The sequence below is a fragment of the Paenibacillus sp. FSL R7-0048 genome (genome assembly GCF_038004505.1).
Taxonomy (GTDB): domain Bacteria; phylum Bacillota; class Bacilli; order Paenibacillales; family Paenibacillaceae; genus Paenibacillus_AQ; species Paenibacillus_AQ odorifer.
This window is the reverse complement of the sequence record NZ_JBBORF010000001.1, coordinates 1,743,391-1,758,790: the sequence shown is the minus strand read 5'-3', so window position 1 is coordinate 1,758,790 and position 15,400 is coordinate 1,743,391. Positions and strand designations below refer to the sequence as shown.

Below are 15,400 nucleotides of genomic sequence, written 5' to 3'. Positions count from 1 at the left end.
AGATGTGAGTGTGAGTGCATGGGTTTGCTCATTATTCGCCTCCAATCTGCGGGATTTATACCGTTCATTTGCCCAATTCCCGCTCCACGCACACAATCTACGGGATTTATACCGCACATTTGCTCGATTCCCGCTCCCCACCCACAATCTACGGGATTTATACCGTTCATTTGCCCATTTCTCGCTGCACGCCTCCAATCTACGGGATTTATACCGTTCATTTGCCCTATTCCCGCTCCCCACCCACAATCTGCGGGATTTATACCGTTCATTTGCTCACTTCTCGCTCCACGCCCACAATCTACGGGATTTATACCGTTCATTTGCCCTATTCTCGCTGCACGCCTCCAATCTGCGGGATTTATACCGCACATTTACTCGATTCCCACTCCACGCACACAATCTACGGGATTTATACCGTTTATTCACCACAGCTGAATATCGTTAAGTGAATGTACATATTCATAGCGACAAACCCTCCCACTCACCTGGGAAACTATCGGCTTAAACTTACCTTTCTCACAAAGTGACCTCATACATTTCCTAACTGTACGCAGATCAATGCCAAGCTCTCTCACCAAATCAACAGGCCGAATGTCCCCGTTCGAACGCACCGCAATTTGCAAAATATCACGCTCCAGTCGACTAAACGCCTCCTTCTCTTCTGTCCTTAAAGCGAGGTACGGCATCAGTAATGATCTCAACAAAAAAATAGTATTCTCAGGACTCGCTTCCAGATCATCATATGGTATCGCCACTACCCGATATCCCGCGATTTGTAGATAAGTCTCTCGATTCAATTCCTGCCGATAACGCGTCCGATCTGTGTTTTGCACATGTGGGCCGTACCCTTTTACCTCAAAAACAAACTTAACCTGCCCAGGCTTCCACGCAAAATCAACAAAATAAGGCCATCCCCGCCAATCCAACACTTCATATTCAGGATGAAGATCATTAAAATGACCCATCATTGGCCACCAAACCTTCTCCGCAAACATTCGCTCACCATGCCCATGTCCCCGCTCCAATCTCCCCCGTCTTTCTCCCGTTCTTCGACTAATATGATCTTCCACCCACTTACGATGTTCTTCCGTAAATCCCATAACGTCCCCCTCCTCCTTGGCATAAAAAAATCCCGCACCCAATTATGGATGCGGGACGTGCTTCGTCCTATTACTCAGAAGTATAGTATTCGCCTTCTTATGCTGTCAATGACACTCTACATTCAACGATAGTACTCGAGCTAAATATGCTTACCTATTAAAAAATCACATTGGTTAAAGTGAGTCGCATTAAAGTAAGTTCAGTTACAGTTAGCTCATTACAGTAAGTTCATTTAGAGTCAGATCACTAAAGTTAGTTCAGCTAGAGTTAGATCACTACAGTTCAGTTAGAATTAACTCAGTAAGAGCAATCTTGGTTAAGTAAACTACATTTGAGTTAGACGACTAGATTTAGCTCAATATAGGTAGGTTTTGTATAGTAGTTCCGTTAAAGTAATCTCGGTTTGACTAAGTTCCGCTCGAATAATATTATTCGACCTACCTTTTTGAAATTGTCCGAAATCGTCTCCCATTCTCCACTATTCACTGGCTATCGACCTGTGCTTTTTCTATTTAATTGTATTTCATGCAACTATTTAACTCTTATCCCCCTAAAAGTCCATTTAGTTGTACTTTCTACAACTAAAAAAGGAAACATTAGGTAGTTAAGCGTAAATGATCAAATTTAGATGTACAAAGTGCAGTTAATTGTTACTTTTCCTAAAACTACTGAAGTTTAACTGCACAAAATGCAATTAAAACTGAGTTCGAGATGAGGCTGACTGGATTGCGACTTAGCAACATTAATATAGCGGCTCAACTAGAGTGACATATTGCTCCCTCTTCACTGCCTTCCCTCACCTAGCAAACGTGCAGCCCGAGCGCCTTGCCCATAGGCATCAAAAGAGATCATTCCATCGTCACCCTGACTTCGACACCCCAGCTTCAATCCGAGACGGGAAATCAATGACCTTAAATCCATTATCCATTATCCTTCACAACAACCTTTCACAGAAATGTCGGAGAGCGTTCTTTTGTTCCCTAACAAATCACCATTTACCGCATATAGCTTACGAAATCCCTGCTTATAAAGAATTCTCGCGGCTTTATTTCTTTTGTAGTAACTTCCTGCAAGAATTAGAACCGAGTCGCCCGGAGATAGACAGTGCTGCCAGACATAGGGTAACCGCCCCAGCGAAATATTTATCGAACCACGGATACTGTCCTTCTGGTAATCAACGGCATCCCTGACATCGAGCATTTTCATAGCCAATGATTGATCCGCTAATTCGCGAACCTCACGAACTTCTATATAAGTAAGTGAACGAACAGGCCAAGCATAACGCAAAAACCTCACAATACTAAAGACAATTAAAATACTCAGTAGGATCCGAACCATCATGCTCATATCATTACTCCCGTACCAAAAAATCATCCGTCCAAGCGCCTAATCCACCCGTCATGTTCACAACGTTATACCCCTTTTCACTCAGCAGCTCACAAGCCAGTCCACTACGGCCACCACTTAAGCACATCACAATTATCTCGCCATGAGAATCCAGTTCATCTGTGCGCATCAATAGCTGTCCAAGCGGAATATGTTTAGCACCCATTACATGTCCCTCCACCCATTCGGCGGGTTCGCGTATATCCAACATGGTAAGAGTTTCGCCATTCTTCAAGCGTTCCGCCACTTGCTGTGGGGTAATTTCCTTTGAAATTTTAAAAGACATTGAGCATCTCTCCTTCACCTTTATAAAAATAACTTGATTTTCATATCACTATATCATAATATTACGATATAAGGATATTGTAAAGTGAGGTGTTCGTTACCATGGACAAAAATTTCAAAGCCTATAACCAAACCGCCGAAACCTTAAAGGCTATAGCTCATCCCGTGCGCTTGTGCATCATTAAAGGACTTCTGGAAAAGGGCAGCTGCAACGTGAGCTTCATGCAGGACTGCCTCGATCTTCCACAATCTACGGTGTCCCAGCATTTACAGAAGCTTAGATCACTAGGCATCGTTGAAACCGAACGTAATGGGCTGGAGATTAACTATTCTGTTAAAGACGAAAAAATCAAACATCTGATTCAGTTATTTTTAGGGGAGGAATAAGTCATCATGAGTAAAAAAGTATTAATTGTTGGCGGTGTTGCAGGAGGCGCGTCAGCAGCCGCCCGACTTCGGAGATTAGATGAAGATGCGCATATTGTAATGTTTGAGCGTGATCCGTACATTTCTTTTGCCAATTGCGGACTTCCTTATTATATCGGCGGGTCCATTCAGGACCGCTCCAAGCTGCTGGTGCAGACACCGGAGGCGATGCATAAACGTTTTAACATCGATGTCCGGATTCAAAGTGAAGTCGTGTCTATCGACCCCGTGAACAAAAAAGTGCGAGTAGAAAGCATAGAAAAAGGCTCCTATGAAGAGAGCTATGATGCGCTTATTTTATCGCCAGGTGCTAAACCGATTCGTCCGAATCTGCCCGGTATCGAGAGTTCCCAAATACACATGTTGCGTAACATTCCCGACACTGACAAAGTCAAAGCTAAAGTCGCTGCGGAAGGCACACGTTCGGCCGTGGTGATCGGTGGTGGATTTATCGGTGTGGAAATGGCTGAGAACCTTAGAGAAGCTGGTCTGGAAGTTTCCTTAATTGAAGCAGGACCACAAATATTAGCTCCATTCGATACTGAAATGTCTTCTATTTTGGCAAAAGAACTCGACGAGCATGGTGTTAATCTTATTTTTTCCGATATGGTCCAAGGGTTTGCTGAGGTGGGAGAACAAATACAGGTGCAATTAGCAAGTGGCACTGTACTGCAAAGTGATATGGTTCTGCTGGCTATCGGCGTTTCTCCGGATACCTCTTTTCTGAAGGACAGTGGCTTAGAATTCGGTCCCCGCGGCCATATTTTAGTCAATGAGCGGATGGAGACTAATCTGGATCAAGTGTTCGCTGTAGGTGACGCGGTTGAGGTGGTTGATTTCGTAAACGGAACAAAAACCGCTATTCCACTAGCTGGTCCTGCCAATAAGCAAGGGCGGATTGCTGCGGACAACGTCAGTGGTCTCGGCACAACTTACAAAGGATCACAAGGGACTTCTATTATAAAGGTTTTTGGAGTCACAGGTGCTTCTACCGGAAATAACGAAAAAACATTACAACGTTTGGGTCTGCCGTATCACGTGATTTATATACATCCAAGCTCACACGCAACCTATTATCCAGGGGCAACCCCGATATCTATGAAACTGATTTTTGATCCAAAAGGTACGGTGCTAGGAGCACAAGCTGTAGGTTACAGTGGTGTAGACAAACGTATCGACGATATCGCTACAGTTATTCGTTTTAGAGGTACGGTCACTGATTTGACGGAGTTGGAGCTATCTTATGCCCCTCCTTATTCTTCCGCTAAAGATCCGGTGAATATGGCTGGATTTGCCGCTGAAAATATTTTGCATGGTTTGACTACGGTATTCGTCCCTAAGGATTTAGAAGGTCGTGACAAAAACAATACCATTTTAGTTGACGTACGTTCGGAAATCGAACATGCTAATGGTCATATTGAAGGGTCCATTAACATCCCTGTGGATGATCTGCGTGGTCGGCTAAGCGAGCTTGACTCTAGTAAAGAAATTTGGGTGTATTGCCAAGTTGGACTCAGAGGCTACACCGCTTCCCGGATTTTACAGCAAAAAGGTTACCGTGTGAAAAACCTGACCGGCGGTTATAAAACCTATCAGATGAGCCAATTTACGCCTAAAAAAAAAGATAACTTGACGCCAAACGTTGGTACACCAGCAGCCAGTAAAGAAATCGCAGCAACGGGAGCAATGACGGAGACTGGAACTGGAACTGGAACTGGGACAGAGACTGGAACTGGCACAGTTACACCAACCGTTAACGCTACAGCTTTCACAACACCTGATTCCGTGCTTGATGCCTGCGGACTGTGCTGCCCAGGGCCGCTAATCCAAGTTAAAATGAGCATGGACCCGCTCTTGGACGGGCAAGTCCTGAAGGTCACTGCTTCCGATCCCGGATTTTATGAGGATATCAAGGCTTGGGCTCGTATGTCCAACAATACGCTTTTGCAGCTAACAAAGCTGCCTACTGGCATGATCGAAGCTTATCTGCGCAAAGGAGTTATCGAGACTTCAGCATCAGCACCAACCGGAGCAGGCGCACAAGTAATTCAAACTAGCAATGCAAGCACAATGGTTGTTTTTAGCGGGGATTTGGATAAAGCGATCGCTTCCTTCATCATTGCCAACGGAGCAGCATCCAGCGGCAAAAAAGTCACAATGTTCTTTACCTTCTGGGGCCTCAATATTATCCGCAAGGATGAAAAGGTGGCTGTGAACAAGAACTTCATCGGTAAAATGTTCGGTGCCATGATGCCACGCGGCAGCCGGAAGCTGACGCTTTCAAATATGAACATGATGGGCATGGGCTCGAAGATGATCCGCTCTCTAATGAAGAGCAAAAATATCTCTTCCTTGGAGGAATTGATTCAGATGGCTATCGACCAAGGTGTGGAAATCGTCGCCTGCCAAATGTCCATGGATCTTATGGGCATCACTCGTGAAGAACTGATTGACGGTGTCGGAATCGGCGGCGTTGGTTATTACCTCGGCCAAGCCGATCAGTCGGGTCATAATCTATTTATCTAAATACCTTAACATCGCAAAGGGACTCCTCTATTTAAATAGAAGAGTCTCTTTCTTATATAAAAATGAACTCACGAGAATCGGTGATATAGATCTGAATAACCAAAATGCAGAAATTGGCTGGATCTGGATACAGAATCTAAAACCTGCTATCCTATTTAATAGGCATTCATCCGAACAACGACCTATTTCAGGTAAAAAAAGGAGATTAAATGAATAACCCGATACATATTCTTGTTGCTGAGGACGACAGCGACATCAACCGATTGCTGTGCAACATTATCAAGAAAAGCGGCTATATTCCCCAACCTGCTTACTCGGGAACGGAGGCACTTCTCTATCTGGAGCAACGTCAATGGAGCATGCTGCTACTGGATCTGATGCTGCCAGGCATGTCGGGTGAGGAACTACTTGAGAAGATTGCCGGGCGGGATGATATGTCGGTAATTATCATTTCTGCCAAGGGTGAGCCCCAGACCAAGGTGTCTGCCCTGCGGGCGGGGGCGGATGATTTCATTACGAAACCCTTCGACGTTGAGGAAGTCTCTGCACGGATCGATTCTCATCTGCGTTTGTATTCGCGGATTACGCAATCGGCTTTGCCTAACGTGCTCCAGCATCAGGGTCTTGTACTTCATCGAGAGGCGATGTCGATTACGGCAAATGGTGTGGAACTGACGCTCACAGCTCTAGAGTTTGAAATTCTCTCGTTACTTTTGTCAGCCCCCAAAAAGGTGTTTACGAAAGCGAATTTGTATGAAAGAGTCTGGCACGAGCCATATTACGGGGACGATAATACGGTCAATGTCCATATGAGCAATTTGCGCAGCAAGCTAACCAAGGCCGCACCAGGAAGCGAATTTATCGAGACGGTATGGGGCATAGGTTATCGGCTCAAGCCTTAAGACATTCTTAAGATTTGGCTTTAGCTCTTCTTATGTTTTCAATTCTATACTTGGTCTATCACGAAAAGGAGGCCAAGACGAGATGTACGAGTATGTATTAAAAACAAATCAGCTATCCAAAAAGTTCAAGGGCCATACAGCGCTGGACAAAGTCAATTTGTCAATCCGTAAAGGCTCTATTTATGGTTTTATTGGACAAAATGGAGCCGGAAAATCAACATTAATCCGGATTGTGACCGGACTTGCTTTTCCGACTGAGGGGACGATCGAGCTGTTCGGAGCCAGTGAAGAGCAAGCCCTGATCCAGGCTCGTAAGCGAATCGGCTCGATTATCGAGAGCCCCGCTTTATTCCCCCATATGACTGCGAGTGAAAATTTAGAAGCAAACCGGATTCTACGTGGTATTCCCGGCAAAGATTGTGTTCCTAGAATGCTAGAGCAAGTTGGACTGCAGGGCGCCGGAAAGAAGAAAGCCAAAAATTTCTCACTTGGAATGAAGCAGCGGTTAGGTCTTGCCATCGCCTTACTGGGAGATCCAGAATTTCTGATTCTGGACGAGCCAACTAATGGGTTGGATCCGATGGGTGTCGTCGAAATGCGCGAACTGCTCAAGCGACTAAACCGTGAGCTAGGCATTACGATAATGATCTCAAGTCATATTCTAAGTGAGCTGCATTTAATGGCAAGTCATTATGGCATTATTCATCACGGTCAGTTGCTTGAACAACTCACTGTGGAGGAATTAAACGAGAAATGTCAGCAGTATTTATTTATCAAAGTGGATGATCCGGGCAAAGCAACAGCCGTCATTCAGAACGAGCTGGGTACGGCCGATTTCGAAGTGATGCAGGATGGAACCATCAAGTTGTATAGCCGTATTGAGCAGCCAGGCAAAGTATCAACTGCTTTATTCTCTGCGGGCCTCGAGATCGAGAAGTTTATGCCTATGGGTGAAGACTTGGAAAGTTATTTTACAAAGCGGATTGGGGGGAACCCAAATGTATAATCTGATCAGAGTGGAGTTTTTCAAGCTCCGTAAGAATAGATCATTTTGGACTTTTCTATTGGCACTTTCCGTCCTCTCGCTTGCGTACCCTTTGCTATATTATTTTGATCATCGGTCCAATGGGGAACCTCAGATCACCGGCGCTGAATTTCTGACTACCTTTATTTCAAGCAATGCCTACATTATTAAATTCGGCGTAGCCATTCTGGCTGGATTCTTTATCTCTAACGAATATTCCACAGGGGTCATGAAGACGATCGCCTCTTCGGGCAACACCAGAGGGCGGCTGTTCGCAGCAAAACTAATCGTATTCGCAGTTGGAGCCATGGCGATTTCGCTCGTCTTTCCTATTGTCAGCACAGTCGAAGTCACGCTGCTTTCGGGTTTCGGTCATCTGCCGGAAGGAAGCACTACACTTTTTATACCGCGAGCCCTCGGGCTAACGTTATTGTACACGGCTGGTTACGCAGCCATCGGGGCGCTGTTCACCGTAATCCTAACCGACAGCGGCAAAACTATCGGCTTCTCAATGATTTTCTTCCTTATGATCGATACAGTTTTGGCTAGTATAGGTTCGAAGATCTCTTTCTTTAGTAATTTGTACGATTATTCCATCTTCAAACGGGTGAGCGATATCGGTAAGCCCAGTATCGACAGTGGAGATTGGCCAGCACTTCTACTCGTGCCGTTGTTGACAATAGCCGTTTCCGGGGTACTCGGTATTCTCGTATTCCACCGAAAAGAGATCAAATAGCAAATGGGGGGTGCAGGAGAGTGTTGCTTATTCTGACAATCATATTGTTTGTGGCAGGAGCTCTCCTGCTTTTCCGTTTATTAATGTTAAGGCGAGAGCTAGGGCGGATAACAGGGCAATTGCATACCTACAATGAGCGAGCAACCGGTAAAAAAATTGATGTGGCTCTATTCGACCAGAAGCTTGAGGCGCTTGCAGGACAAATCAATCGTCAATCTGATTTAATCGTCGAAGCGGACGCCCAGCGAAAACGTGTCGAACAAGAATTCCGTCAGGCTGTGGCGAATATTTCACATGATATCCGTACACCCCTCACCTCCATCTTCGGTTATATTCAACTGTTGGAGGATGAGTCTATTACCCCTGATGAAAAGCTTGAATATGTTGCCATCGTTAAAAATCGGACGAAACGGCTGCAGGCGCTGCTGAATGATTTTTTTGAGCTTTCCTTGATCGAATCGCTAGATTATCCTCTACATACGGAAAAGCTTGGGATGACGGCCCTGCTCTCGGAAATTCTGGTCGGATTTTACGATTCTTTCAACGAACGCAATATTACACCGGATATACGGCTACCTGAAGAAGATGTATCCGTATACGCCGATGAATCCGCTGTGCGGAGAGTTGTCGAAAATTTACTTGTCAATACGGTCAAACATGCGACCGGGTATGTAGAAATCCGTTTCGAACGACAGCAGGAAACAGCTGACTTAACAATTGTAAACGATGCGAAGGAACTAGTCGGAAGCGATATTAACCTCTTATTTGACCGATTCTATACCGCAGACCGTACCCGATCTTCTCAAGCTTCCGGGCTGGGACTCTCCATCGCCAAAAGTCTAATGAATAAAATGGGTGGCACGCTGACAGCCGAACTGGAGGGTGAGAAGCTGATAATGACCTGCCGTTGGAAACTAGGCGATGCTGCATTAGCTTAGCTACTTAATTCATTTTATAGTTGGTCTAGACTAACCATTGTTCTAACCCATTTATCGAAGGTAGCCCATTCCCGATAGCCAATGGCCTGCAGGTTTTTCCGGACTTCTTCGAACTGATCTCCCACCCGTTCAGGTTCATGGTTCTGAACAAAACTTTATCGAGAAACTATTCAATAAAAGGGTCTCTGAATTTACGAAGCAACCTCCCGGCTATGAATTCTATTTAAAAACACTTATGTTTGAGCTGCTTATTTATATTTATCGCCACCAGGAAGCTCGTGCCTTGTTAATCAATACTGCCTTTAAAGTAGCCAAGATAGCTGAAAATGTTGGATTTGATAATATGACTCACTTTGGTCGGGTATTTAAGGAAATCACCGGGCTTTCTCCACTAAAATACCGCCAGACTTATAAGATAGAAAGTCCATGATGTATCTACGAAAAAGGAGCAGCTGCAATCATTTTTATTACAATATCTAAACCAAAAAGACTCCTCTATTTATATAGAAGAGTCTTTTTTTCTTGTTACGACAGGCTAACGGATTATGTTTAAAATCTAACTCAGCAAGTTTAGGCTTGCTTCTTCAAGCGAGGGTATAAGAAATTTATGATCGATTGGTGATGACATCACGATCAGAATCGTGTAAGTACCGTATTTATCACATTGATTTCCGAACTCCTCGAGGGCTCGTGTAGAGTCGGTTACTACCTTCAATAAGTAGTTGTGTTCCCCACTTATACGGTAACATTCGACGACATCAGGACTTGAGCGGCAGAAATCAAGGAATGCATTACAATCCCTAGAATGAAATAACATGTAGGCAGCTGCTTGTTTCCCAATCTTTTCAGGAGAAATTATGGTGCGATATTCGCTGATGATGCCTTTTTCCTCCATACGCCTAACTCTCTCCGTAACCGCAGGTTGCGATAACCCGACACATTTCCCCAGCTCTGTCATAGAAATTCTTGCTTGATTTTGAAGATGGAAAAGAATTTGCTTATCAACATGGTCCATCAAAATCGCCTCCTTTAAAATTAAGGTTTTCTATATTAACTAGATTGTAATTAACCGTTATAAAGCTAATTTAGCTTAGTTGCCTTATGTAATCAAGATAACTTGTTATATATAATAACCCTACAATAGTAAAGTGTTCTTGGCTTTAACTATTCCGAAGGGATGAAGACCGTTGAGTATATTGGATTCAAATAAAATAATTACAGAATGTTTATCAGGTCGCATCGATAGAGTAATCGATCGAACCCTCGCTGACAAGCGCTTGGTCGGTGCTGTCATTAAAATGGCGTTAGATGGGGAACTGGTTTATAGCCGTGCTGCCGGTTTTGCCGACCGCGAGCTAGGCCGACTTATGCGAGAAGATGCCTTATTCCGGCTCGCTTCAGTTACTAAACCTATCGTTTCAACGGCAGCCCTAGTATTAGTTGCGCAAGGTCGTCTACAACTGGACGACCGCGTTGATCGTTGGCTTCCAGAGTTTCAGCCGCGTTTGCAGAATGGCGAGTTCGCTTCCTTGACGATTCGTCATTTGATGACGCACACCGCGGGCCTGTCTTACCGATTTTTCCAAGAAGAGAAGGGTTCCTATCAGTCAGCAGGGGTATCAGATGGTATGGATCAGTCCGGCATCACATTGGAAGAGAACCTGCGCCGTCTTGCCTCTGTCCCCCTCCTTTATACGCCAGGTACCGAGTGGAAATATTCCATCGCGACAGATGTGCTGGGAGCAGTAATTGCAAAGGTCACAGAAACACCGCTCAGTGAGGCTGTACATTCACTCGTGACCAAGCCGCTTGGCATGAGCGACACGGGTTTTATTGCAGTCGATCGAGAACGGCTGGCCACTTCCTATGCCAATGATACTCCAGAGCCACGGCCCTTACTTGATCCTGACAGTATTGCCTTTGTGGAGGGAACGGCTGGGTTCCTGCTTGCCCCTAGCCGAGCACTTGACACTACTGCCTATCCTTCTGGAGGAGCTGGCATGGTCGGCAGCGCCGGAGATTTTTTGCAACTGCTGGAAACATTACGTAAGGGCGGAGCGCCGCTGCTACCGGAGTCACTGGTTCACGATATGACGACCAACCAGATCGGTGATCTGCCAATGGCCTTCTGGCCAGGACGAGGCTTTGGCCTAGGCATCACGGTACTAAAGGATCCTGTCGCCGCAGACACTCCAGAATCTCCGGGTACTTGGCGCATGGGGGGGACTTATGGTCATTCGTGGTTCGTAGATCCCAAGCAACGCCTCAGTGTCGTCGCTTTCACTAATACCGCATTGGAAGGCATGTCGGGTCAGTTTACTGTAGACCTTTGTGATGCCATTTATGATAGACGTAATAAATAGAGCATGAACACAAGAAGCCTGGGTCCGGAATGAACCAGCCTAGGCTCTCTGTCCAGTAGACCCTATTCGTCGTCTATATCATTGAGTTTGCTAAAATTATATAAGAGAGGGGCTTCTCTATGAGCCAAAACACATCTTCTGCCACACAAAGTGCCCCCAGCACTCCCTCTTCTGAACGTCTGCCATGGGCTGGATTACTCGCCTTAGCTATGACGGGGTTTATCTGTATTCTTACCGAAACGATTCCGGCAGGCTTGTTGCTCCAAATAGGTGAGGGGCTTGGTGTCTCCGAGGCCCTTGCCGGTCAACTTGTCACTTTGTATGCTCTTGGTTCCCTGTTGGCCGCGATTCCCTTAACTACCGTGACGCGTGGATGGCGGCGGCGACCACTGCTACTAATGTGCATCCTTGGTTTTCTCATATTCAACACCGTCACCACTTTTTCTTCCAATTATATACTTACGCTAACAGCTCGGTTCTTCGCCGGCGTATCCGCTGGAGTCTTATGGGGCATGATAGCAGGTTACGCCCGGCGCATGGTGCCGGAGTCACTCAAGGGACGAGCAATGGCGGTAGCGATGGTTGGCACACCTCTCGCTCTGGCACTCGGTGTCCCTGCTGGAACCCTTCTTGGCACCCTTGTAGGCTGGCGCTCTATCTTCGGGTTCATGTCGCTATTAGCTCTCATGCTGATCGCTTGGGTATTTTGGAAGCTACCGGACTATCCAGGAGAAGCCCCTGAAAAACGGCTCCCTCTCTACAAGGTTTTTGTTATTCCGGGGGTACGGCCGGTATTGTTTGTCGTTCTGGTATGGGTACTAGCACACAACATCTTGTATACCTATATTGCCCCCTATCTTACTCAGGCCGGGCTAACCCAGCGGGTTGACTTGGTGTTGCTTGTTTTCGGCATTACAGCGCTTGTTGGCATCTGGGTCATCGGTATTTTGATCGACCGCAAACTGCGTCCATTGGTTCTGATCAGCCTAGCTGCTTTTGCCTTGTCATCCATTGTACTAGGCATTAGTAGCAGCCAGCCCATAGTGATCTATTTAGTGGTTGGTGTATGGGGGTTGACGTTCGGAGGAGCAGCTACTTTGCTACAGACAGCCGTTGCCGAAACCGCTGGCGAAAGTGCAGATGTGGCCCAATCGATGCTGGTGACGGCATGGAACCTAGCTATTGGCGGTGGCGGAGTGATAGGCGGAATTCTTATTGAAACACTTGGTGTCCGCTCCTTCCCGTGGGTAATGTTTATACTATTGATTCTTGCGCTGCTAGTAGCGTGGCGCGCTAAAGATTACGGATTTCCTTCAAGGAAACGTTGAGGCACACCTATCGAGTTAATGGGTAACGGTATCCAGACAAGAAATTTACACAAATAAGGCCAGTGGCACATATTAGATAGGACTAATATGTGCCACTGGCTTACTTCTACTTAGTAGCCAATGTATTAAATTCTTGCAGATCCTTGGCTAAATCTTCTTCCGTGTATTTCCCTTGGCCGAAACCGATCATTGCCCGCAGCGGCATATATTTCATCATCGCCATGTACATTTCCGGGTTATCATCCATCGCACCTTCTAAGCCAAAAACACTGCTGAATTTCTTCACTTTTTCCGCTGTCCGTGGATTATCCAGCAAATCACCAATAGTACTATTCCGATGATAACGCATCGTAAGCGGAATGGTCGATTCTACTCCGATACAAGTTGTCAGACGAATATCCCGCGATGATGAGCCAATAGCAATTTCAAAATTTCCACTTTCCACATGCCAATCACCAATGTTAACGTTGTAATAAGCAAAGGAGCGTTTATCTAACTCAAAGGTTACCTCCTGCTCTTCTTCAGGCTGAAGCTCTAGCTTCTTGAAGCCTTTTAGTTCCTTCAGTGGACGGATCACGCTGCTCTCCACATCACTAACATAGAGCTGAACGATTTCTTTTCCTGCGCGAGTGCCCGTATTTTTAACGGTAGCCTTAACCTGAACAGTCTCGGTGTCCTTTATGCTGCTCTTGGAAATTGTTAAATTACTATATTGAAACTCTGTGTAGCTGAGACCAAAGCCGAAAGGAAACAGCGGTTTTATCTCTTTTTTATCATAATAACGATAACCTACGAACAAACCTTCCTTATACTCTACCTTATCCCCTTCCCCCGGGAAATTAAGAAAGGATGGATTGTCGCTCAGCTTCATGGGGAACGTCTCTGCCAGTTTACCGCTTGGGCTGACCTCTCCAAACAGTAAATCTGCTACGGCCCCCCCAAACGCCTGCCCACCTAGATAACCCTCAAGGACTCCTTTTGTTTTATGAATCCAAGGCATCTCTACAGGTGAGCCATTACTGAGTACAACAACGATATTAATCTGCACCTCAGCCACCACATCGATCAGCGCTTTATGGCTCTCTGGAAGAGACAAGTGGCTGCGATCATAACCCTCTGACTCATAATTATCCGGCAGTCCAAGGAACAACACCGCTACATCACCTTTTGCCGCTGTTTCTCGTGCCTCTTGCAGCAAAACCTCATTAATCTCATCATGCTCCAGTTCATATCCTTGGGCATATAGCAGCTCGGCAGACCCCGCAAGACCTCTCATCTCTTCAAAAGCATCATCCAATTGAGTTGGATTCACATGCGAGCTTCCCCCACCTTGATAACGCGGATTTTTAGCAAATTCCCCAATGATCGCAATAGTACCTTGTTTAGATAAGGGTAGAACTTCCTCCTCATTTCTAAGAAGCACCATGCTTTCCCGCGCCACTTTCCGTGCCAGTTGGTGATGCTCTTCAGCATTAAATGAACTATTATCTTTACGGTTGTCTACCGCCTTAAAAATAAAAGTGAGCAGCCGCTCCACCGCAAGGTCTAACGTTTCTTCAGCTAGTTCCCCACTTTTCACCGCTGCGACAATCTTGGCATCGCCAAGTCCTCCCGTTGACGGCATTTCCAGCTCCAGCCCTGCTTGCAGCGCCTTCACCCGCTCATTGACCGCACCCCAATCCGAAACTACAAATCCTTCGAAACCCCATTCATCTCTAAGAATCCGCGTTAGAAGCGTTTCACTCTCAGAAGCGTATTCACCGTTAACCCGGTTGTAAGAACACATTACGCTCCAAGGTTGACTGTTCTTAACTGCACCTTCAAAGCTAGCCAGATAAATCTCCCGCAGCGTCCGTTCATCAATAACGGCATCTACCGACATTCTCCGGTGTTCCTGATTATTGGCGGCAAAATGCTTAAGCGAGGTTCCGACTCCTTCGCTTTGCACACCTTTGATATGATTCCCCCCCATCTCCGCAGAGAGATACGGGTCTTCCGAGAAATATTCAAAGTTACGACCGTTCAGTGGAGAGCGTTTAATATTCGTCCCCGGTCCCAACAGATCCGCAACGTTTTCTGCCTGGCACTCCTTACCAAGCGCCTTCCCCACTCGCTCAATAAGTTCCCGATCCCACGAAGAAGCCAACCCTGCTGCTGAAGGAAAACAAGTTGCGGGAACACTGTTATGAAGCCCGAGGTGATCGGCACTCTCTTTTTGCTTGCGTAAACCATGGGGTCCGTCCGTTACCATCAAAGAAGGGATTCCGAGTCGTTCAATCCCCTTGGTATGCCAGAAATCAAGCCCTGAACAGAGTCCCGCTTTCTCCTCAAGGGTCAATTGTGATATGAGTTCATGAATTTTGGTTTTCATAAAAATGCCTC

The 15,400-nt window shown here is 46.0% G+C and carries 16 protein-coding genes; 10 read left to right on the top strand and 6 right to left on the bottom strand.

The genetic code is table 11. From position 1 onward, the window contains the following. Nucleotides 1–14 precede the first annotated feature (14 nt). Nucleotides 15–452, top strand: coding sequence for a hypothetical protein (locus tag NSQ91_RS07570; protein ID WP_143759868.1), 438 nt, complete (start codon nt 15–17; stop codon nt 450–452). Here NSQ91_RS07570 and NSQ91_RS07565 read toward each other — a convergent pair. The 4 genes from NSQ91_RS07565 to NSQ91_RS07550 form a co-directional block, all read right to left on the bottom strand. Then, nucleotides 426–1,103, bottom strand: a complete 678-nt coding sequence (locus NSQ91_RS07565; protein WP_076305038.1) for a winged helix-turn-helix domain-containing protein — start codon at nt 1,101–1,103, stop codon at nt 426–428. The genes NSQ91_RS07570 and NSQ91_RS07565 overlap by 27 nt on opposite strands. A gap of 784 nt (nt 1,104–1,887) precedes the next feature. Further along, nucleotides 1,888–2,025: a hypothetical protein gene (locus NSQ91_RS07560; protein WP_179088225.1), complete on the bottom strand. Its 138-nt coding sequence runs from the start codon at nt 2,023–2,025 to the stop codon at nt 1,888–1,890. Nucleotides 2,026–2,031: 6 nt separating this feature from the next. Then, nucleotides 2,032–2,451, bottom strand: coding sequence for a rhodanese-like domain-containing protein (locus NSQ91_RS07555; protein ID WP_076185312.1), 420 nt, complete (start codon nt 2,449–2,451; stop codon nt 2,032–2,034). Nucleotides 2,452–2,455: 4 nt separating this feature from the next. After that, a complete protein-coding gene (locus tag NSQ91_RS07550) occupies nt 2,456–2,776 on the bottom strand; it encodes a rhodanese-like domain-containing protein (protein WP_076185313.1) in 321 nt (106 codons plus the stop codon). Nucleotides 2,777–2,877: 101 nt separating this feature from the next. Between NSQ91_RS07550 and NSQ91_RS07545 the strand changes: the two genes are divergently transcribed. The 7 genes from NSQ91_RS07545 to NSQ91_RS31985 all read left to right on the top strand — a co-directional run bounded on the left by NSQ91_RS07545 (nt 2,878) and on the right by NSQ91_RS31985 (nt 9,757). Continuing rightward, nucleotides 2,878–3,162, top strand: coding sequence for an ArsR/SmtB family transcription factor (locus tag NSQ91_RS07545; RefSeq protein WP_036675735.1), 285 nt, complete (start codon nt 2,878–2,880; stop codon nt 3,160–3,162). Between the two features lie 6 nt (nt 3,163–3,168). Further along, a complete protein-coding gene (locus tag NSQ91_RS07540) occupies nt 3,169–5,727 on the top strand; it encodes an FAD-dependent oxidoreductase (protein ID WP_076305037.1) in 2,559 nt (852 codons plus the stop codon). A 209-nt stretch (nt 5,728–5,936) separates the two neighbouring features. Continuing rightward, nucleotides 5,937–6,629, top strand: coding sequence for a response regulator transcription factor (locus NSQ91_RS07535; protein WP_076125214.1), 693 nt, complete (start codon nt 5,937–5,939; stop codon nt 6,627–6,629). Between the two features lie 82 nt (nt 6,630–6,711). Continuing rightward, on the top strand, nt 6,712–7,635 hold the full coding sequence (locus NSQ91_RS07530; RefSeq protein WP_076305036.1) for an ABC transporter ATP-binding protein: 924 nt from the start codon (nt 6,712–6,714) through the stop codon (nt 7,633–7,635). Next, nucleotides 7,628–8,389 carry an ABC transporter permease gene (locus tag NSQ91_RS07525; RefSeq protein WP_076141190.1) on the top strand — a complete coding sequence of 254 codons (762 nt, stop codon included), beginning with the start codon at nt 7,628–7,630 and terminating at the stop codon, nt 8,387–8,389. Before NSQ91_RS07530 ends, NSQ91_RS07525 begins: the two co-directional genes overlap by 8 nt. A 20-nt stretch (nt 8,390–8,409) precedes the next feature. Next, complete coding sequence (locus NSQ91_RS07520) at nt 8,410–9,327, top strand: sensor histidine kinase (RefSeq protein ID WP_256716586.1); 918 nt, start codon at nt 8,410–8,412, stop codon at nt 9,325–9,327. A gap of 235 nt (nt 9,328–9,562) precedes the next feature. Continuing rightward, nucleotides 9,563–9,757 (top strand): helix-turn-helix domain-containing protein, encoded by a 195-nt coding sequence (locus NSQ91_RS31985; protein WP_076193432.1) that lies wholly within the window; start codon nt 9,563–9,565, stop codon nt 9,755–9,757. A 126-nt stretch (nt 9,758–9,883) separates the two neighbouring features. Here the strand turns inward: NSQ91_RS31985 and NSQ91_RS07515 are convergent, their stop codons facing one another. Beyond that, the gene (locus NSQ91_RS07515; RefSeq protein WP_076185318.1) at nt 9,884–10,342 is read right to left on the bottom strand and encodes an Lrp/AsnC family transcriptional regulator; all 459 of its coding nucleotides are present in this window, start codon (nt 10,340–10,342) and stop codon (nt 9,884–9,886) included. 172 nt (nt 10,343–10,514) lie between these two features. Between NSQ91_RS07515 and NSQ91_RS07510 the strand changes: the two genes are divergently transcribed. Together NSQ91_RS07510 and NSQ91_RS07505 are read left to right on the top strand one after the other, a co-directional pair. Continuing rightward, nucleotides 10,515–11,690, top strand: a complete 1,176-nt coding sequence (locus NSQ91_RS07510; RefSeq protein WP_256716042.1) for a serine hydrolase domain-containing protein — start codon at nt 10,515–10,517, stop codon at nt 11,688–11,690. A gap of 119 nt (nt 11,691–11,809) precedes the next feature. Beyond that, nucleotides 11,810–13,018: an MFS transporter gene (locus NSQ91_RS07505; protein ID WP_076279583.1), complete on the top strand. Its 1,209-nt coding sequence runs from the start codon at nt 11,810–11,812 to the stop codon at nt 13,016–13,018. Between the two features lie 106 nt (nt 13,019–13,124). Here the strand turns inward: NSQ91_RS07505 and NSQ91_RS07500 are convergent, their stop codons facing one another. Then, nucleotides 13,125–15,389 (bottom strand): glycoside hydrolase family 3 C-terminal domain-containing protein, encoded by a 2,265-nt coding sequence (locus NSQ91_RS07500; RefSeq protein WP_340917200.1) that lies wholly within the window; start codon nt 15,387–15,389, stop codon nt 13,125–13,127. Nucleotides 15,390–15,400: the final 11 nt, after the last annotated feature.

Excerpts from the sequence above, each read along its gene's own strand:
- NSQ91_RS07565 (WP_076305038.1), bottom strand. The coding sequence starts at position 1,103 with ATGGGATTTACGGAAGAACATCGTAAGTGGGTGGAAGATCATATTAGT.
- NSQ91_RS07560 (WP_179088225.1), bottom strand. The coding sequence starts at position 2,025 with ATGGATTTAAGGTCATTGATTTCCCGTCTCGGATTGAAGCTGGGGTGT.
- NSQ91_RS07555 (WP_076185312.1), bottom strand. The coding sequence starts at position 2,451 with ATGAGCATGATGGTTCGGATCCTACTGAGTATTTTAATTGTCTTTAGT.
- NSQ91_RS07550 (WP_076185313.1), bottom strand. The coding sequence starts at position 2,776 with ATGTCTTTTAAAATTTCAAAGGAAATTACCCCACAGCAAGTGGCGGAA.
- NSQ91_RS07545 (WP_036675735.1), top strand. The coding sequence starts at position 2,878 with ATGGACAAAAATTTCAAAGCCTATAACCAAACCGCCGAAACCTTAAAG.
- NSQ91_RS07540 (WP_076305037.1), top strand. The coding sequence starts at position 3,169 with ATGAGTAAAAAAGTATTAATTGTTGGCGGTGTTGCAGGAGGCGCGTCA.
- NSQ91_RS07535 (WP_076125214.1), top strand. The coding sequence starts at position 5,937 with ATGAATAACCCGATACATATTCTTGTTGCTGAGGACGACAGCGACATC.
- NSQ91_RS07530 (WP_076305036.1), top strand. The coding sequence starts at position 6,712 with ATGTACGAGTATGTATTAAAAACAAATCAGCTATCCAAAAAGTTCAAG.
- NSQ91_RS07525 (WP_076141190.1), top strand. The coding sequence starts at position 7,628 with ATGTATAATCTGATCAGAGTGGAGTTTTTCAAGCTCCGTAAGAATAGA.
- NSQ91_RS31985 (WP_076193432.1), top strand. The coding sequence starts at position 9,563 with ATGTTTGAGCTGCTTATTTATATTTATCGCCACCAGGAAGCTCGTGCC.
- NSQ91_RS07515 (WP_076185318.1), bottom strand. The coding sequence starts at position 10,342 with ATGGACCATGTTGATAAGCAAATTCTTTTCCATCTTCAAAATCAAGCA.
- NSQ91_RS07505 (WP_076279583.1), top strand. The coding sequence starts at position 11,810 with ATGAGCCAAAACACATCTTCTGCCACACAAAGTGCCCCCAGCACTCCC.
- NSQ91_RS07500 (WP_340917200.1), bottom strand. The coding sequence starts at position 15,389 with ATGAAAACCAAAATTCATGAACTCATATCACAATTGACCCTTGAGGAG.